This window comes from Lujinxingia vulgaris, assembly GCF_007997015.1.
Lineage (GTDB): Bacteria > Myxococcota_A > Bradymonadia > Bradymonadales > Bradymonadaceae > Lujinxingia > Lujinxingia vulgaris.
Genome location: NZ_VOSM01000002.1, coordinates 463,693 through 481,912 on the forward strand (window position 1 = coordinate 463,693; position 18,220 = coordinate 481,912).

At 65.8% G+C, this 18,220-nt stretch carries 15 protein-coding genes; 13 read left to right on the forward strand and 2 right to left on the reverse strand.

The window, feature by feature from the left end; genetic code table 11:
- The first annotated feature begins 39 nt into the window (after nucleotides 1-39).
- Both FRC98_RS05475 and FRC98_RS05480 read left to right on the forward strand, forming a co-directional pair.
- A complete protein-coding gene (locus FRC98_RS05475; protein ID WP_146980287.1) occupies nucleotides 40-234 on the forward strand; it encodes a hypothetical protein in 195 nt (64 codons plus the stop codon).
- Entirely contained in the window at nucleotides 234-1,250 is a 1,017-nt protein-coding gene (locus FRC98_RS05480; protein WP_146980288.1) for a peptidylprolyl isomerase, read from the forward strand. Before FRC98_RS05475 ends, FRC98_RS05480 begins: the two co-directional genes overlap by 1 nt.
- 15 nt (nucleotides 1,251-1,265) lie before the next feature.
- Here FRC98_RS05480 and FRC98_RS05485 read toward each other — a convergent pair whose 3' ends face one another.
- Nucleotides 1,266-1,820 carry a nitroreductase family protein gene (locus FRC98_RS05485; RefSeq protein WP_230467298.1) on the reverse strand — a complete coding sequence of 185 codons (555 nt, stop codon included), beginning with the start codon at nucleotides 1,818-1,820 and terminating at the stop codon, nucleotides 1,266-1,268.
- 251 nt (nucleotides 1,821-2,071) lie between these two features.
- Between FRC98_RS05485 and ald the strand changes: the two genes are divergently transcribed.
- The 9 genes from ald (at nucleotide 2,072) to FRC98_RS05530 (ending at nucleotide 13,717) form a co-directional block, all read left to right on the forward strand.
- Nucleotides 2,072-3,184: an alanine dehydrogenase gene (gene ald / locus FRC98_RS05490; protein WP_146980290.1), complete on the forward strand. Its 1,113-nt coding sequence runs from the start codon at nucleotides 2,072-2,074 to the stop codon at nucleotides 3,182-3,184.
- Nucleotides 3,185-3,457: 273 nt separating this feature from the next.
- Complete coding sequence (locus FRC98_RS05495; RefSeq protein WP_230467299.1) at nucleotides 3,458-4,138, forward strand: sigma-70 family RNA polymerase sigma factor; 681 nt, start codon at nucleotides 3,458-3,460, stop codon at nucleotides 4,136-4,138.
- Nucleotides 4,139-4,188: 50 nt separating this feature from the next.
- Nucleotides 4,189-5,007, forward strand: coding sequence for an anti-sigma factor family protein (locus tag FRC98_RS05500; RefSeq protein WP_230467300.1), 819 nt, complete (start codon nucleotides 4,189-4,191; stop codon nucleotides 5,005-5,007).
- A 44-nt stretch (nucleotides 5,008-5,051) separates the two neighbouring features.
- The gene (locus FRC98_RS05505) at nucleotides 5,052-5,978 is read left to right on the forward strand and encodes a hypothetical protein (RefSeq protein ID WP_146980292.1); all 927 of its coding nucleotides are present in this window, start codon (nucleotides 5,052-5,054) and stop codon (nucleotides 5,976-5,978) included.
- Between the two features lie 385 nt (nucleotides 5,979-6,363).
- Nucleotides 6,364-7,266 carry a hypothetical protein gene (locus FRC98_RS05510; protein ID WP_146980293.1) on the forward strand — a complete coding sequence of 301 codons (903 nt, stop codon included), beginning with the start codon at nucleotides 6,364-6,366 and terminating at the stop codon, nucleotides 7,264-7,266.
- A gap of 112 nt (nucleotides 7,267-7,378) precedes the next feature.
- Nucleotides 7,379-8,407 carry a hypothetical protein gene (locus FRC98_RS05515; protein ID WP_146980294.1) on the forward strand — a complete coding sequence of 343 codons (1,029 nt, stop codon included), beginning with the start codon at nucleotides 7,379-7,381 and terminating at the stop codon, nucleotides 8,405-8,407.
- A gap of 190 nt (nucleotides 8,408-8,597) precedes the next feature.
- Nucleotides 8,598-9,935: a Glu/Leu/Phe/Val family dehydrogenase gene (locus FRC98_RS05520; RefSeq protein WP_230467301.1), complete on the forward strand. Its 1,338-nt coding sequence runs from the start codon at nucleotides 8,598-8,600 to the stop codon at nucleotides 9,933-9,935.
- 189 nt (nucleotides 9,936-10,124) lie between these two features.
- Nucleotides 10,125-12,149, forward strand: coding sequence for a hydantoinase/oxoprolinase family protein (locus FRC98_RS05525; RefSeq protein ID WP_146980295.1), 2,025 nt, complete (start codon nucleotides 10,125-10,127; stop codon nucleotides 12,147-12,149).
- The gene (locus FRC98_RS05530) at nucleotides 12,149-13,717 is read left to right on the forward strand and encodes a hydantoinase B/oxoprolinase family protein (RefSeq protein WP_146980576.1); all 1,569 of its coding nucleotides are present in this window, start codon (nucleotides 12,149-12,151) and stop codon (nucleotides 13,715-13,717) included. The genes FRC98_RS05525 and FRC98_RS05530 overlap by 1 nt, the downstream gene beginning before the upstream one ends.
- Nucleotides 13,718-13,726: 9 nt before the next feature.
- On the opposite strand, the gene FRC98_RS05535 is transcribed toward FRC98_RS05530, so the two are convergent.
- On the reverse strand, nucleotides 13,727-14,773 hold the full coding sequence (locus FRC98_RS05535) for a PEGA domain-containing protein (RefSeq protein ID WP_146980296.1): 1,047 nt from the start codon (nucleotides 14,771-14,773) through the stop codon (nucleotides 13,727-13,729).
- A 227-nt stretch (nucleotides 14,774-15,000) separates the two neighbouring features.
- Here FRC98_RS05535 and FRC98_RS05540 point away from each other — a divergent pair, with 227 nt between their 5' ends.
- Together FRC98_RS05540 and rlmD are read left to right on the forward strand one after the other, a co-directional pair.
- The gene (locus tag FRC98_RS05540; protein WP_146980297.1) at nucleotides 15,001-16,770 is read left to right on the forward strand and encodes a serine/threonine protein kinase; all 1,770 of its coding nucleotides are present in this window, start codon (nucleotides 15,001-15,003) and stop codon (nucleotides 16,768-16,770) included.
- 110 nt (nucleotides 16,771-16,880) lie between these two features.
- Nucleotides 16,881-18,194, forward strand: coding sequence for a 23S rRNA (uracil(1939)-C(5))-methyltransferase RlmD (gene rlmD, locus FRC98_RS05545; RefSeq protein WP_146980298.1), 1,314 nt, complete (start codon nucleotides 16,881-16,883; stop codon nucleotides 18,192-18,194).
- Nucleotides 18,195-18,220 lie beyond the last annotated feature (26 nt).

Here is an 18,220-nt window from a genome sequence, read left to right on the forward strand (position 1 = left end):
GCTTCCATGCTGCTGTCCGCACACCAACGATGAGGCGAGATGCGCGCGACGTTGTACGACATCCTGGGGATCGGGTTTATCGCAGGGAGCGCGTACTTCTTTGTGCGCACGGTGAACTTTCTGGCCGAGGCCGACTATGTCGCCGCGCTCATCGCGCTGGCGGTGGCCTTTGCGGTGGTGCGCGCCGGCGTGGACCTCTCACGTCTGGCGGTGGCTGCGAGTCGGGAGGATTGATGCGAGCGTGGCGAATCAAAGCATGGGGGATGGTGATGCTGGCTCTGGCGGCAGGATGCGCCGAGGAGCAGGCCGAGGTGAGTCACCCGCCGGTCGATGAGGCGATGAGCGCCCTGGTGGCCGCCTCGCCAGAGACCGAGCTGGCGCGGGTAGGGGAGGTCAGCCTGGGGGAGCCCGAGCTGGCGATCTTCTGGGAGGCCCACCCGGAGCTCGATCGTCAGGAGGCGATGGATGCTCTGATCGAAGAGACGCTGCTCTGGCAGGAGGCGCAACGCCGCGGGTTGCACCAGACGCCCGACGCGATGTTTGCACGAAAGCAGGGCCTGGTGAACGCCTACCTTGAGGGTGAGATCGAGGCGTCGCACCTGGTTGATGAGCCTGGCGAAGACTTCGTGGCGATCTTGCAGAAGAACGCCGACTTCCCCCGGGGCTACCGCTCAAGCCACCTGGTGATTGTGGTGCCGCGCATGCTGCCCGGTGATGAGAAGTTCGCCGCGGAGCGCCGCCGTGAGCTTCGTGAGGAGCGCTTTGAGCAAGCCCGCGCCTGGATCCTGGCGAGCGCCGAGCGGCTCGACGCCGCGCCGACGCTCGATGCCCTGATCGCCGAGGCCGCGCGGCTCAACGAGGAGGTTCTTCCCTCGGGGTATCAGGCTGTGGTCAACGCGCATATGCGATTTGCACGGCCTACTGAGGGCGATGTGAGCCAGCGACTTCCCGAAGGTTGGATTCAGGTCGTGCCGGAGTTCTCCCGCGCGGCCGATGCGCTGGCCAATGAGGACGAACTCGGCACGTTGAGCGATCCGGTGCGCTCACCCGTGGGCTGGCATCTGCTCAAAGTCGATGAAGTACTCGACGGGCGCCCGGCCGAGCCTCAAGAGGTTGAGCGTTTTGCAGCCCACGCGCTCACCCGCGAAGCGCGCGCGCAGGCCTACACCGAGGCGCTGAGCACGCTGCTCGATGGGGCCCGCGTGGAGATGCGGCCGGAGCGCCTTCAGGACGAGGTCCCCGGCCAGTGAGACCGGGGCATGAGTTCAGGCAGTGGTGCGCACCACCTCGCTAAGGGGTGTGCGGGGCGGGTCGGGCACCACATCGGCAAATCCCACCCAGACAAAGCCCACGATCTCCTCAACATCCGGACCGATGCCGAGCACCTCGTAGGTCTCGGGCGCGTTGGTCACCCCGCCGCTGCTCCACTTGGAGCCGATGCCCTCGCTCCACAGCGCGAGTTGGATGTTCTGGATGGCGCAGGCCACCGCGGCGTAGTCTTCGCGCCGGCGGTGCGCGTCGGCGTTGATCACCTGGCTCACTGCGATGAGCTCCGGGGGGCGCGTAAACTTCGTGCGAATTGAGGCCTCCGCCGCCTCACTCAACTCGCCGCGCTTCTTTCGCTTCTCGGCCACACCGATCTCGGTGATGCGCGCGCGGGTCTCGGGGCCCATCATCGTGAAGCGCCAGGGGTTGGTCAGTTTGTGGTTCGGCGCGCGGGTGGCCGCCTCCAGGGCGCGCTTGAGCGCGCCTTCGGGCAGGGGGTCGCTTTTGTAGTCGTGAATGGTGCGCCGCGTCATCAAAGTGTGGTGGGTGTTCATGGGGAAAATCCTGGGGTGGGTGAGTCTCAACGCATGAAGAAGCGATAAGCGATCATGCGCATTCCTAGCGGTCGAGCGCATCTTTCGCAACGGGAGCAAGCGCTCCGCATCGGGGCATGACGGACCATTGGGTTTTTGGCGAGTACCTCGATTGCGGGGAAGGTTAGCGCTCGCTATAGTCCGGCGCACAGGGCTCCCCGAGAGCGGGCGGCCCGGGATTCCTTAACGTTGCCGCTACCCGGAGAAGAGCCGTGAGAATTGGGGTTCCGAAAGAGATTAAGAATCACGAATATCGAGTGGGGCTGATTCCAGCGAGCGTGGCCGAGTATGTGCGGCAGGGCCATGTGGTGGCCGTGCAGGCTGGCGCTGGCGAGGGGAGCGCGATCCCGGATGAGCGCTACGTGGAGGCCGGCGCGATGATCCTGCCCTCGGCCGAGGCGGTCTGGGAGTCCTCGGATATGATCGTGAAGGTCAAAGAGCCGATGGCGCCGGAGTACGGGCTGATGCAGAAGGGCCAGCTCGTCTACACCTACTTCCACCTGGCGGCGGTGCCGGAGCTGGCCGAGGTGCTGCTGGAGCGTCAGGTGCGCGCGGTGGCCTACGAGACGATCCAGCTTCCCGACGGGCGCCTTCCGCTCCTGGAGCCGATGAGCGAAGTGGCCGGGCGCATGGCCATCCAGGTGGGCGCGCGTTGCCTGGAGCGTGAGCACGGTGGCAAGGGCGTGCTCCTCGGTGGCGTGCCCGGTGTGGCACGCGCCAAAGTCGTGATTCTGGGCGGCGGTGTCGTGGGTACCAACGCCGCGAAGATGGCCGTGGGCATGGGCGCGCAGGTCACGATTGTGGACCTGAACCTCAACCGCCTGCGCTATCTCGACGACATCTTCGGAAGCAAGATCCAGACGATGCACTCCAACGTCGGCACGATCTACGACCAGGTGCTCAACGCCGACCTGGTGGTGGGCGCGGTGCTCATCCCCGGCGCCAAAGCGCCGCACCTTGTGACCCGCGATCATATCAGCCAGATGCAGGAAGGAAGCGTCGTGGTGGATGTCTCGGTGGACCAGGGCGGCTGCATCGCCACCTGCCACCCGACCACCCACGAAGATCCCACCTACGTGGTCGACGGCGTGGTGCATTATTGCGTGGCGAATATGCCCGGGGCGGTGGCGCGCACCTCGACCTTCGCCCTCAACAACACCACGCTGGGCTACGGGCTGGCGCTGGCCAGCAAGGGCTTCGAGCAGGCTGTCAAAGATGATCCCGCGCTGGCTCTGGGGGTGAACACCTACAAGGGCCAGTGTGTGTATAAGGCTGTGGCTGAGGCCCTTGACGTCGAGTACACGCCTTTGAGCGAGCTGCTCTAACCGGCAAACTTGGTGCTGTGATGAAGTCGCCCCCGCGGCCCGGTTGAGGGTTGACGGGGGCGTCTTTGTTTCTTGCGGCGTATCTGCGATCATCTCCCCGATGCGACGCCCGATCGCGATCGGGCTGTATCTGGAAGATTGCAGGCTGAATGAAATAGAATCGCCTGCGTCTGAAGTTACAACCGACGCGTTGGTCTGCTCGCTTCATCTGCAGGCCACGCGCCGTCGCCCACTCGGGGCGCAGCGATGACTTAAGAGCACGGGAAGGTGCCCATGTTTAAGAAGAACAAAGCGAAGATGGACGCAAAAGAGCGGCTGGCGTTTGAGCAGGAGGCCATCCCTCATCTGGATGCCCTTTACGGCACGGCGCTGCGTCTGACCAAGAGCGAGAGCGACGCCGAGGATCTGATCCAGGAGACGATGCTCAAGGCCTACCGCTACTTCGACAAATACGAGCAGGGCACCAACTGCAAGGCGTGGCTCTTCAAGATCATGACCAACACCTTCATCAACCGCTACCGCAAGCAGCAGAAGCGCCGCGAGTACCTGGTGGATGACGACTTCCGCCCGCTCCAGGAGCGCGCCGAAGCCCCGGAGCTGACGCCTTTCCACGAGAGCTTTGAGACCGAGGAGCATCTCTACTTCAAGATGTTCGGCGATGAGGTCAAACGCGCGCTGGAGCAGGTGCCGGTGGACTTCCGTATGGTCGTGCTTCTGGCTGACTTGCAGGACTTTGCCTACAAAGAGATCGCCGAGATCATGGACTGCCCCATCGGTACGGTGATGAGCCGACTCTACCGCGGGCGGCGCATGCTTCAGGCCCAGCTCAAAGAGTACGCGCTTAAAAACGGGTACATCCCCTCTCAGGACGAAGAGGACGAGACGCCGGAGGCCACGGACGCGCCTGCCGACCTTAACGCCTACCGCGAACGCAAGGCCGCTCAGGCCAGCTGATGCTGTCGGTGGTGGCGGGTTGAGTCGAACTTCCAGATGAGGTGAAGAACGTGGGACAACTGGTGCAAAATGTGGCGTTGGGCTGTGAGGATTTTGAGCCTTTTATCGACACGTACGTCGATGAGGAGTTCGACGAGCGGGAGCGCGCCGATATGGAGGCGCACCTTGCCGGGTGTGAGCGATGCCGCGGACGCGTGAACGCTCAGGTGCGCTTTAAGGCGCAGCTGCGCGAGAAGTTGTCGGAGGAGCGCGCGCCGCAGTCGCTGCGCGAGCGCATCACCTCGGAACTCGCCACCCTGGAGCTGGAACTCGACGAGGAGCGCACCGAGACTCGCCCCCTCTACGTGCGGGTGGGCTGGGTGGCCGGACCGCTGGCGGCGATGCTCGCGCTGGTGCTCCTGATGCCGGAGATGACCATTGCGCCGGCGGCCAGCAGCCCCACGCCCGTCGTCGATCAGACGGTGGAGTGGCATAAGGGCAACTTCCCCCTGGAGATCACAACGAGTAACCCGCAGGAGGCCAGCGCCTGGTTCCAGGATAAGGTGGACTTCTCGGTGCGGCTGCCCCACTTCGATAACGCGCGGGTCAACCTGCTGGGCGGACGTATCGCGCATGTCGAAGATCGACGCGCGGCGCTGGTGCTCTACGAGGTCGATGGCGCGCGCATGAGCGTGCTGCTCTTCGACGGCGAAGGTCTTAAGGTGCCGCGAGAGTCGATCCGTCAGGTCGAAGATCGCGATATCGTCTGGCTCAATCAGAAAGGCTACGGCGTGGCGGTGGTCCAGGATCTGGGCGTGACCTACGCGATGACCAGCGATCTCAACGAAGATCGTTTCCTCGGGCTGGTCGCCGGCACGATGAAGCGCTAAGACGGTGCCATCGATGTTGATGGCACCTCGACGCTGAGTGAGACATGAGTCAAGTAACCTATGCCGTCCTTTCGGGCGGCTTTTTTTTGGAAGATGCCCGCCGGCATTTCGGCGCAAAGCAAGTGACCGCGCTGCGAGAAGATGATGTCGAGGTCGGCGAGCAGCTGCGCGCGTTGGCCGACGACGGGGTGGAGCTGCTGGCGGTGTTCGGTGATGACCGGCTGCTTGGGCAGGTGGTCAGCGCGCTCCTGAGCGATGTGGCGCTTGTGGCCCGCGGCATGCGCGTGTGGCCCTGCGGGCCCCAGGGGGCCTCGGTGGTGGGGGAGGCGCTGGGGGCGGAGCTCAAACCATCACGCGCGGCCCGATCGATCGAGGAGGCGGCAGGCTGGACGGTGCAGATGACCCCGACGCTCAAGGTGAGCGCGAGCACGCTCGCCGGGGCGCGCTACGGATTTAGCTTCGGGGCGGGCTGGGTTTATCGCGCGCGTCAGGCGCAGCGCGAGGCGCAGAAGGGCGCGGGTAAACTTGTCAGCGCGGTGGCGCGCCTGGCCTCCGATACGCTTCGTGATCCTCAGAGCCAGGATGTTGGCGCGCGGATGCGCGTGGATCGCGCCGTGGTGCCGATGCATCAGGGCTCGGTGGTGGCGACCTCGCTGGAGCGCACCTGGTACGGGCTTCGTAACAGCAGGGCGCAGCCCGCGGTGTGGACGCATATCCCCACCCGGGCGCTGGTGAGCCAGGGGCTTAAGCCGGAGCTTCTGGAGTCGGTCGGTGAGGGGGCGGGGCGCGCCGAGGCGCTCGGTGAGCTTGTGCTCGACGCGCCGGCCGGCTGGGTGCTTGATGGCGCGTTTTTTGAGCCCGATGAGGGGTGTGTGCTGCGCGTGAGCGCGGGGCCGAAGGTGGCGCTTGTGCGACCCCCCGGGCGGCTTGGAGCGCTGGTCTCGCGGGTGTTCGACGGGCGAGGCCGCTGAATATGTGACGCGCGATCGATCCGCGTTGCTTTGCCGAACACCACGTCGCGAAGATGGAAAAGATTGCGGGCCGTCAGGCCCGCAATCTTTTTTTTTTGCGCGCCCGCCGATCGCTCTTGGTCTCGACGCCGGAGTTGGGCTAGTGTCGTGTCTCATTCCCAAGTCGTAGAAGGGGCCTGAGTCGCAGCCGAGAGGTGTGCGCGGGGTGTTTGCTTGCGTCGCGTTGCTCGGCGTGGGGCGGACGCGTTGCGTACGGGTGTTGCGTGCTCCGGGGTGGATCGAAGCGGCTGCGTCTGGAGCTGCCGCCGAGGTCGCTCGGAGCGCGGGGTGCGAGGTCAGGTTGGCCCGGGGAACCACCTTCAACCACCCAGACGGGGAGGCAACGATGCACGAGCACACCGAAGCACATGGAGGAGACGTTAAGAAAGGCCGCAACATGATGAAGATCGCCGCGTGGGGCTGCGGCGCGTTTCTGGTGTTGGGGGGCGTGCTTGCCGCGCTCTTCGCGGCCGCGGTGGTCTTCACCGTGAAAGACACGGTCGACACCGTCGACGAGGTCAGGACGTTCGCCAACGGATTCGCTGGCGAGATGAAATCGGGCGATTACGAGAAGATTCATGGTCGCCTGGGAGAGGAGCTGCGCGGCGAGCTTAGTCCTGCCGATTTGAAAGAGAACTTTGCGCTGATGCGACCGATCGTTGCGGTTGTACCTCCCACACCCTTTATGGTTGCCAGGAGCGACGATAACCCCAACCATTGGGAGGCCTTCACCACGATCGGATCACCGCTCGATCAGCTGGTGCAAACCATCCATCTGGTGATTGCGCGCGAACCGGGTAGCTCCGACTCGCGCTACAGGATTGTGGAGCTGACCACGGATCTCGCGGTTCGCGATCTGACGGCGTTTCCGCAGACCGAGCGCGCGCTGGCTTTTCATCAGGCGCTGATTGCCGGCGATGTCGCTCGGGCCCGTGGCATGATCGACGCGTCTTTTGAGGACGAGGCGGAGCTCAGCCTTGAGGAACAGGTTGAGGCGTTTAAGCCCATTCGGGACAAGCAGGTGGAGGTCGTGGCGTTTCGTCCGCTCGATGAGCGTCGGGTTGACGTCACCTTTGTGATTCACGAGAACCCGGATGCGCCGGCGTTGACCTATCGTGTTGATATCAACAAGAAGATTCATGCCATGAAGGGGCCCCGGATCATGCCGCTCAGCGAGCTCGACCCCTTACGTAAGTCGCCGGAGGAGAAGCCTGGTGAGGTCATCCGAGCGCTCTCTGCGGTCCCATAAAGGTGTCAAAACACTCGCCGGGGAGGACAGCGCGCGCGGATTTGCGTATGGTCCTCCCCGGTGGTGAAGTGCTCTTTAAAGTTACAAACGATCTTCGGCAGGAGACGCGACGATGGATGACTATTCGGGTGGAGAGCAGGGCGCGAGTACCGGCTCCAAAGTGTTGAAGTTCGCGGCGATCGGTTGCGGGGTGGTGGTGTTGATCGGCGCGGTTCTGGCAGGCTTTGGCGCCTTTAAGGCCGTCTCGTGCTGTGGCGAGTTTCAGGAGCTTGCGTTGGTGGCCGAGGGCGCCCAGGAGCACGCCTACGAATTCGTGATCGATCTTCGTCGCGAAGATTATGAGAGCGCCTACGCTGCGCTCGACGCCAGCGCGCAGCAAAAGCTCGACGTTGAAGATGTGCGCAATGCCTTTGCGCCGCATACCGAGGACCTCAACCGTGGCATGCCCACCCCCTTTGGCGTGACCCTGCTCTCTCGTAATGACGATCAGAGTGAGGTGGTCTGGGAGATGACCACACGCGTGGCCGAGCCGAGCGCTCCCCACGCGCTGCAGATCAGCCTGGAGGTATCCTACGTCGGCGGCGAGGGCGCGGAGCCGGTGTACGGGGTGAGCGCCTGGGACCTGACGCGGGTGACGCGAAGTCTGGCCGACGAGCCGGCGGCGATGATGGCGCTGCGTTTCCACCGCGAGGTTGCGAACGGGCGGGTCGAGCAGGCGCGGCGTTTTGTGTCGGCGGAGTCCGAGCTCTATGGCGCCTCGCTGGAGGAGTTCACCGAGCAGGTTGCGGAGCTGCAGCAGCTGGGTGTGACGCCGGCGGGCGTGGTGGCCGTGGCCCCCCTCGACCACCGCAGCGCCGAGGTTACTCTTCGGGTGCCCCGTGGCGAGGGCGCGCTTGATGTCGTCTACGAGGTCTCCAGCACCGGGGACATTCTTGGCTTTAAAGCTCCGGTGGAGCGCAGCGCCGCAGACATCAGGTCGGCTGAAATGCCCGCGTCGGAAAGCTCGCCAGAGGATGCGCTGGCCGAGGGCGATGAGGCGTCGGGGCAGGGTGATGAGCCCGCCGCTGAAGAGGGCGTGCAGGTCGGCGAAGAGGCCGCCGCGCCCGCTGCCGATGAAGAGGCGGAAGACCGCGCCGAGTAAGGCGATGCGAGGGCCCGGGGATGACGCGATGCGTCGTCTCCAGCGCTTGACGCTCTCCTGTGGCGCTGTTACTCCGATCGCGTCCGGTAAGTGTTATGCAGCCCCTTTCCGGAGCATAAAACCGCTGCTGAAGTCACGTCGATAAACGTGGCTCTGGCTCTTAATCCACGTCCCAATTTAAGGTCCTGCGATGAGCAAGAAACCCGACGCACCCGACGTCGTTGAGGCGACGGCACCGGCTTCTGTGAAGGCGGCCACGACCAGCCCTGCTTCTGCGGAGAACTTCTTTGAGGTTCACCTCGCCCAGCTCCAGCGGGCGATGGACGCGGCGCCGCTTGAGGACCACGTGCGCCTGATCTTGAGCCAGCCCAAGAATGAGGTCATCGTCAACTTCCCGGTGCGTATGGACGATGGGAGCTACGAGCTCTTTACCGGCTACCGCATTCAGCACAACAACATCAAAGGCCCCTATAAGGGCGGGATTCGCTACCACCACGAGGTCACGCTTGAAGAAGTCAAAGCGCTGGCCGCGTTGATGACCTACAAGTGCGCGCTGCTCAACGTGCCCTTCGGTGGTGCCAAGGGCGGTATTCGCCTGACCCCGAGCAAGTACAGCCAGACCGAGCTGGAGCGCATTACGCGTCGCTTCACGCACGACCTGGGCAACAACATCGGCCCGGAGTACGACATCCCGGCGCCGGACGTGGGCACCAACAGCCAGACGATGGTCTGGATGATGGACACCTACATGAACACCCATAACGCCAACGACAAAAACGCCCAGCGCGGCATTGTCACCGGCAAGACGCTCAACTCCGGCGGCAGCGTCGGGCGAGAGAAGGCCACCGGCCAGGGCGTGGTCTACTGCATCCAGGAGTGGGCCGATGAGCACGGCTTCCGCCTCGATGGTTGCACCTACACCCTGCAGGGATTTGGTAACGTGGGCAGCCACACCGCCCAGATTCTCTCGCGCCTGGGGGCGGTGATGGTGGCGGTCGAAGATCATACCGGGACGCTCTACAACCCGGAGGGCATCTACCCGCGCAAGCTTGTCGAACACGTCGCCGAGCACGGCGGAGTGGCGGGCTATCCGGGCGCCAAGACGATCACGTCGGATGAGTTCTGGGAGGTTGAGTGCGACATCTGCATCCCGGCCGCGCTGGAGCTTCAGGTCACCGAAGAGGTCGCCCGCAAACTTAAAGCGCGCGTGGTGGTGGAGGCCGCCAACGGCCCGACCACCCTGGGCGGTGAGCGCGTGATGGCCGAGCGGGGCATCGAGGTGATCCCGGATATGATGGCCAACGCCGGTGGTGTGGTCGTCTCGTACTTTGAGTGGATTCAGAACAAGCGCTCGGAGTCCTGGCAGCTTCAGGAGGTCGACAGCCGCCTGCACTTCATGATGAAGAACGCCTACCAGGAGATGCGCGCGTTTGCCCGCGCCAACGACGTCGATAACCGCACCGCAGCACTGGCAGTGGCGATTCAGCGCATCAACGTGATGTATGTGGAGCGGGGCGTCTTCCCTTAAGTGACTACGCCGTGAGGCAACGTTGACGCCATGTCTGCTGCATTGAGAGCACCCTGAGCGGCGTTGCAAATCCTCGACGATGCATAAAGCATCGCCTGTGGTTTGCGCCTTGCTCAGGTCACTCTCAATCTCGCATCCAAAGGCGTCACCATTGCCTCACGGCGTTATATTGAAGCTGGAGGTAGCATCATGACCAGGCCCACAGAGGCCAGCCGCTTCGGCGTCGACACCGGTGGTACGTTTACCGATGTGGTGATGCCGGGCGGCGATGGTCGCCTCCGGGTCCACAAGCTGCTCTCGACCCCGGCCGATCCCTCTGAGGCGATCGGTGACGGGGTCGAGGCGCTTCTTGGCCCGGGCGCGCCGCCCTACGAGCTTGTGCACGGGACGACGGTGGCGACCAACGCGCTGTTGGAGCGCCGCGGGAGGCGCGTAGCGTTTGTGATCACCGCGGGCTTTGAGGATGTGCTCTGGCTCGGGAGGCAGGCGCGGCCTGAGCTTTACGCGTTGCACGTACAGATGCCCGAGCCGGTGGTGGCGCGCGCCGACGTGATCGGGGTGCGTGAGCGACTCTCGGCCGAGGGGGAGGTTGTCGAGGCTTTGAGTGAGGCCGAGGTCGCGCGTGTGGTGGCTGAGGTTGAGGCGTTGGGGGTGGAGGCGGTGGCGATCTGCACCCTGCACGCCTGGGCGAACCCGGCGCATGAGGCGCAGCTGGCGAAGGCGCTTCGATCGCACCCGGCCGGCTGGCACGTCAGCCCGAGCCACGAGATCAGCGGGGCGTTTCGGGAGTTTGAACGAGCGAGCACGGCCAGCGTGAATGCGTATGTGGGGCCGTTGATGGCGGGTTATCTGCGGCGGCTTCAGGAGCGCCTTGAGGGCGCGCGCAGCCTCGAGGTGCTGCTCTCGCACGGGGGACGCGCCGAGGTGGGCTTTGCGGCGGAGCAGCCCGTGCACACCGCGCTCTCGGGGCCGGCCGGTGGGGTAGTGGGAGCGTTTCAGGCCGCCCGGGAGGTTGGCATTGAGACGATCATCACGCTCGATATGGGTGGGACCTCCACCGATGTGAGCCTGGTCGACGGGGAGCTTGAGGTTCGCGAAGACGCCGAGATTGGCGGGCTCTCGATGGTGGTGCCCGTCATCGACATTGTGACCGTGGGCGCCGGCGGTGGATCCATCGCTTACCGGGACGCGGGCGGGGCGTTGCGGGTGGGGCCGCGCAGCGCCGGCGCAAGCCCGGGGCCGGCCTGCTACGGCCGAGGTGGCCGGGAACTGACCGTGACCGATGCGCATCTGGCGCTGGGGACGCTGCGCTCCGACCGATTCTTAGGTGGCGAGATGACCCTGGACGCTTCGGCTGCCCTCGGCGCGCTCAGGCGCCTGGCCGGCGAGCTTGAGACGCCCGAGGAGGAGGTCGCCCGCGGCGTGCTGGCGATTGCGGATGCGGCGATGGCCCGCGCGCTCAAGGTGGTGAGCCTGGAGCGCGGGCGCGACCCCCGCGCGTTTACCCTGGTGGGCTTTGGCGGCGCCGGCGGCCTGCACGCCTGCCGGCTCGCCGAGGCGCTCTCGATGCGTCGGGTGCTCATCCCTGAGAACCCCGGATTGCTCTCGGCGCGCGGGATGCTGGGGGCGCGGCGCAGGCGTTTTTACCGGCGTACGGTGCTGCGCCCGCTCGGCGATGTGCTGGCAGAAGACGGCGCGCTGCGCGAACTTCTCGAGGAGAGTGAGGCGAATGCCCGGGTTGCCCTCGGAGGTGAAGAGGGCGCACAGGTGGAGCTTCGCTGGGAGGCGGGACTTCGCTACCAGGGTCAGAGCTTTGAGGTGGTGGTGCCCGTGGATTGGAGCGCCGGTGCGGCGCGCCTGAGCGACCCGCAGGAGCGCTTTGAGGCCGAGCACGAGCGTCTCTACGGTTACCGCGCCGCCCGGGAGGTGGAGCTTGTGGGCCTGCGCCTGAGCGCGAGCCTGGAGGCGGCTCCCGCGCTGGCCGCCCCGGCGCCTACCGGGGACGCCGAGGCGCTGGCCGCCGCCGACGAGGTCACGCTGGATATGGGTAAGGGGCCGGTGGCCGCCCGGGTGATCGAGCGGGCGTGGCTGGCCGAGGGCCAGCGCATCAAGGGGCCGCTCGTGTTGACCGAATACAGCGCCACCACCGTGGTGCTCCCGGGCTGGGAGGTGCGGGTGAGCAAGGGGCATCTGATTTTAGAGCGGGAGGCATGATGGACGCGATCACCCTGGAGCTTGAGCGGCATCGCTTTGCCTCGATCGCCGAGGAGATGGGGGTCGTGCTGATGCGCTCGGCCTTTTCGCCAAATATCAAAGAGCGGCGCGACTACTCCTGCGCGATCTTTGACGCGGCTGGCGAGATGGTGGCCCAGGCGGCGCATATCCCGGTGCACCTGGGCTCGGCGCCGATGAGCGTGGCCGCCGCGCTCGCTGCCGGCCCGTTGAAGCCGGGCCAGCATATCATTCTCAACGACCCTTATGCCGGGGGCACGCACCTTCCCGACATCACGCTGGTCTCACCGGTCTTTGACGGGGCCGGGGAGCTCGCGTTTGTGGTGGCCAACCGCGCCCATCACGCCGATGTGGGAGGACGTTGGCCCGGGAGCATGGGGCTCTCGGAGCATATCGATGAGGAGGGCATTCGCCTGGGCCCGACGGTGCTCAGTGAGGCTGTGATCGAGGCGATCACCCGCGCCAGTCGTACCTCTGAGGAGCGTCGCGGGGATTTGCAGGCCCAGCTGGCCGCGAACCTGCGGGGCGTGGCCAGGTTGCAATCGGAGCTGGAGGGTCGGGGCCACGCGGTGCTCGACGCCTGCCGCGCGCTCCAGGCGCATAGCGAGCGTTTTATGCGCGAGGTGCTTCGGGAGGTGGGCGACGGCCGCTGGAGCTTTGAAGACGCGCTGGATGATGACGGGCTGGGGAGCGGCCCGATTCCCATCCGTTGCGAGCTGAGCATCGAGGATGGGCGCGCCACCGTTGATCTTCGGGGCAGCGCGTCGGCGGTGCGCGGGCCGCTCAATGTGCCGCGGGCGGTGGCGGTGTCGGCGGCGCTTTATTGCTTTCGCTGCCTTGCGCCGGCGGAGCTTCCGTCCAACGGCGGCTACATGCGCTGCGTGGAGGTCTTGACCGAGGCGGGCACGGTGGTCGACGCGGCCTATCCGGCGGCGGTGGCCCTGGGCAATGTGGAGACGAGCCAGCGCATCGTCGATGTGATCTTCGGCGCGCTGGCCCGGGCGTTGCCCGGGCGCATCCCGGCGGCCTCCTGCGGATCGATGAACAACTTGACCATCGGCGGCACCGATCCGCGTCATGGCGGCCGGCCCTTTGCCTACTACGAGACGATCGCCGGCGGCGCGGGGGCCGGGCCGGGCGGGCCGGGGCAGTCGGCGGTGCATACGCATATGACCAACACCCTCAACACGCCGGTGGAGGCGCTGGAGCACGCCTACCCGATTCGCATGGTGCGCTATGCGCGGCGAGTGGGCTCCGGAGGGGCGGGACGCCACCGGGGAGGTGATGGGGTGGTGCGGGAGATGATCTTTGAGGCCCCGGCCACCGTCAGCGTGATGGCGGAGCGCCGCGTCTTTGCACCTTACGGGCTCGCCGGTGGCGCGCCTGGTGCCCGAGGGAGCACACGACTGATTCGCGCACGCGGCGGGCAGGAAGAGCGGCTTGAGGGCAAAATCAGCGTGGAGGTTGAGGCGGGCGACCGGCTGATCATCGAGACGCCGGGAGGCGGCGGCTACGGCGCGCCGGAAGAGACCGACGCCGAAAGCGCGTAAGCCTCACCGTCAGAAACGAACGCGCACGCCGATGTGGTTCGCCCCGAGCTCCGGCTGCACACGCACGCCGGCCTGCGCGTCTTCCGCAGGGTCACCTCCGGGGGAGGCCAGGCGGTTGGCGCTCAGGTAGAGGACCACACCGGTGATCAGCCCCGCTGCACCCACCGCAGTGGTGGCGGTGCCCCAGGTGCGCAGGCTGTCCGAGCGCTCCAGGAGCTCGATGCGCCGGCGTTCCAGCTCGCCCGGGTCGTCATAATGGCGTGCGGCGTCGCGGGCTGCCTCAGTGTCTTGCGCGCTGAGCACGAGCATGGCCGTGCCGGCGGCGGCCACCGGTACGCTGGTCGCGAGGGTCCAGAGCGCGCCGCGTCGCCAGCCGGCTGCGCTTATGTCAAAGGCGGCCGCGTCGGCCACCAGAATCGGCTCGACACTCGTCGGTGCGTTGGCGTGAACGCGAGCCTGCATCTGGCGAGTCTGATAGCCCTCCCGCGTCAGCGCGACCTCATAGGTTCCCTCACGTACGCGCGTCTTCACCGGAGTCTGCCCCAGCTCAAACCACTCGCCATTCTCCAGCACAAGGTGCGCGCGGGCGCCGGGCGGAGTGCTGCGAACTTCAAGCGTGGCGGCGTCTTCGGCCAGGGTGGCGTCGAGCTGATCGATGCGCTCGCGGATGCGCTGCGCACCGGACGCGTCGGCCGCCGGGCTGTCGAGGTAGTCCTGATAATACTGGCGCGCAGGCCCATAGATGCCCAGCTCGTGCAATGAGCGCCCGATGGCCCCTCGGAGCAGAGGCTCGGGGCTCTGAGCGTAGGCGCGCATATAATAGTGCAGCGCGCGCTCAAAATCTCTGGCCTCAAAGCAGGAGACCCCGTGCATCGTCAGGATCCGCGCGTCGTGCTGCTGATCGGGGCTGATGTAATCGGGGCATTGCGCGGGGGCGGGCGCCGGCGACTGGGCCTGCGCCGGTGCGCTCAACGAGAGGGTCAGAGCGACCACGGTCAGCGCGCCCGTACTCAGGCGGCTTCCCCCGGAAGCGAGACGACGGAATGATGGCAGCATCAGCGTTCGTTCAACCACAGCAGTCAGATTCAAAAGTGCGCAGAGAAGCTGGCCGAACTCTACGAGGTACGCGCCGATCTGACAACCACTCGTGCAGCCATTGAGCGCCGAAGGGTGATTGCCCCCCGGGGGGCCTTCTCCTATATTGCCATGATGTAGCGCTCCGACCCTCGGAGCCGCCGCGCCTGCTGAGCGCGGGAGAACTTCCAAGCCAATTTGAGACGTGTGTGGCCTCTACCGACGAACACGATCCAACGAGCGCTGAGCGTGAGAAGGTCTGCTGGCAGTGCGGCCGCACCTTCAGCACCACGCTGGAGGTGTGTCCGGACGACGGCGCGCGGCTGATTGAGACGGGGCTTGAAGACCTTGAAGATCCGCTGATCGGCTCGATCTTCGACGGGCGTTTTCAGATCTACAAAAAGCTCGGGGAAGGCGGCATGGGCGCGGTCTACAGCGCGCGCCGCCTGGACTTTGAAACCGACGTGGCGCTGAAGCTGCTAAAGGTCGACTTCGCCCGCGATGAGGGCATCCGCAAGCGCTTTATGTATGAGGCGCGGGTCATCTCCAACCTCAAGCATCCGCACGCGGTGCGGCTTTTTGACTTCGGGCAGACCTCCGACGGCCACTTCTACATGGTCATGGAGCTGCTCAATGGCGAGAGCCTGGCAGACCGGCTCGCCTACCGTTTTGTGACGTATCGGGAGGTCTTCGACATCATCCCGCCCATCTGTGGGGTGCTCGGTGAGGCGCACGCCCAGGATGTGATTCACCGCGACTTGAAGCCCGAGAATATCTACCTGCTGAAAGTCGAGGAGAACCGCGAGTTTCCTAAACTTCTCGACTTTGGCATCGCCAAACACAACCGCGCCGAGACGATGACGCAGTCGGGCACCCTCTGGGGCACGCCGGCGTATATGAGCCCGGAGCAGGCCCGCGGCGATGTGGTCGGGGCGGCGGCCGATATCTACGGCATCGGCATCATGCTCTACGAGCTGATCAGCGGAAACCTCCCCTTTCACGCCTCAACGCAGATGGGTTTTGCGGTCAAGCACCTCAACGAGCCGGCGCGGCCGCTCTCCTCGATTCCGGGGCTCAACAGCGTGCCTGCGGCGCTCGATGAGCTGGTCTTGAGCATGTTGGCCAAGCGCCCCGAGGAGCGGCCCGGGTCGATGGAAGAGGTCGTGGCGCGCCTGGAGGTGATCCGCGCGCAAGACTTCGACGCGGACCTGCTCGCGAAGGTGCCCGCCGAAGAGGTCGATCCGATTGCGCTGCAGGCCTGGATTCGCGACGCGCCGGACATCTCGCAAACCCTGGATGCGCAGGCAAGCTCGGATGCCTCCGTCTCCCAGGAGCGACCGGCGCGGGAGGTTGATGCGTTTGGTCAGACCGATGTGGCCGGCGCGCTGCCGGCGTTTCCGCTCAGCAGTTCGCGGGAGTTTCTCGACACCCTGCCTGCTCCGGGAGCGTCGCGTTCGTCTGCGTCATCGTCTTCATCGCCATCCTCTCCCTCGGCCTCGCAGGAGCTGGCTGTGAATCGGGGGCCGGCGAGTGCCTCGGAGGAGCTCAGCGCGGTGCTGGATGCCGCGCCTGAGCGTGAGGAGCGACGCCGCACGATGATGGTGATCGGTGCCGGGGCGGCGCTGGTGGTGTTGATGATCGCCGCCCTGATGTTTGGCGGCGATGGCAGCACCGAGGGTGCCACTTCGGCGCAGGAGCAGGGGGCGGTGGCCGAGGCCCCCGAGCTTCCGACGACGCCCCTGGATATGGGCAACGTGGTGAGCGCGGCGGCGATGCACGGCGCGTATGTCTCCTTTGAGGCTCGGGAGTTGGCCCGGCGCCTGGCCGAAGCCGAGCGCCTCGGTGAGACGCAGGACTTTGAGTTCGTCAATGAAGAGGTCGAAGCGCCGCCGGCCGAGGGCAGCGGCCAGCAGCGCGACACGAAGGCGCCCGCCGTCGATGATCGCGCGCTGCGTAAGGCCCTGGAGAGCACTTTTTAATACGCATCGCCGAACCCATTGACGCGACATCCGCCGCGGGTCGACTGCAGGCTCCTGGCGAGTGATGTCGCGTCGTTGCGTCTGAGGCGAAACGCAGGTTGAGGAAAAAGATGGCGAAAGCCCGCTACCGCGCGCTGAAGGTGCGCGAGATCGCTCAGGGGGGAGACGGCGTTGCGGAGCTCCCCGATGGTCGGGTCTGTTTTGTGCCCGGCGCGTTGCCGCAGGATGTGGTGGACGTGGAGCTTACCCGCGACAAGAAGCGTTGGGCGCGCGCCCGAGTGCTCTCCATTGTGGAGCCCTCACCGCATCGGGTTGAATCTGAATGTTCTTATTTTTCAAAGGGTTGCGGAGGCTGTCAGTTCTGGCATGTGCACCCGGAGCAGGAGCTTGCCTGGAAGGCGCAGGCTGCCTTTGAGGCGATGCAGCGCATCGCCGGGGTGACGCTTCCGGAGCCGGTTCTGCACCACTCGCCAGACAGCGCGGGCTACCGCTCGCGGGTGCGCATGCATCAGCGTGCGGACGGGGCGGGGCTGGGATTTTACAGCGCCGAGGGCAAGCGGCTCGTCGAGGTGGGCGGTGGCTGTGAGGTCGCGATGCCCCTGGTCCGCGAGGTCGCGGCCGGCTGGGGGGCGCGCCTGGCAGCGCTGGGCGCAGCCGAGGTGTTGATCGAGACGGCAGGCGATGGCGAGGTCGTGATCACGGTGATGCTCGAGCGGGCCAACGCTCCCGGGCAGCCGGTGCTCGACGCGCTGGCCACGGCCGTGCAGGAAGACGCGGCGGTGCGGGGACTTCGGGTACGTTCGGCGGGTGCTCCGGCGGTGGAGTTTGGGCGCGTGGAGGTGGATGCAAGCCAGGTGCTGGCGACCGTACCCGGTGAGGGAACGCATAGGCTGGATGCGGGGCAGTTTCGCCAGAGCAACCCGAAGGTCAACGCGCGCCTTGTGGGGAGAGTCGCCGGGCTGCTCTCGGAGCTGGGAGGTCGGCGCGTGCTGGAGCTTTTTTGCGGCGCGGGCAACTTCTCCTTTGCGCTGGCCTCGCAGGTCGATGCGCTCTACGGCCTGGAGGGCAGCTTCGAGACGGTGCGCGCGGCCCGGAAGATGGCCGCCGACGCCAACCTCACTCACCTGGACTTTGAGCGAGCGGACCTCTTTGAGGCGAAGAGCTATGAGGCCGTGGCCGCGGCGAACTTTGATACCGTGCTCCTCGATCCGCCCAGGGATGGCGCGCAGGAGGCAGCGCGGTGGCTGGCGTCGGCCGAAAACCCGATCGCCAACGTGGTGTATGTCGCCTGCGATCCGGGGTGTATGGCCCGCGACCTGGGCACGCTGACCGAGGCGGGCTGGCGGGTGGAGGGGCTTGAGTTTTTCGATATGTTCCCGCGCACACGCCATATTGAAACTCTGGCGTGGCTGCGTCGCGGCTAAAGCGCTGCGAAAAACACCGGCGATGT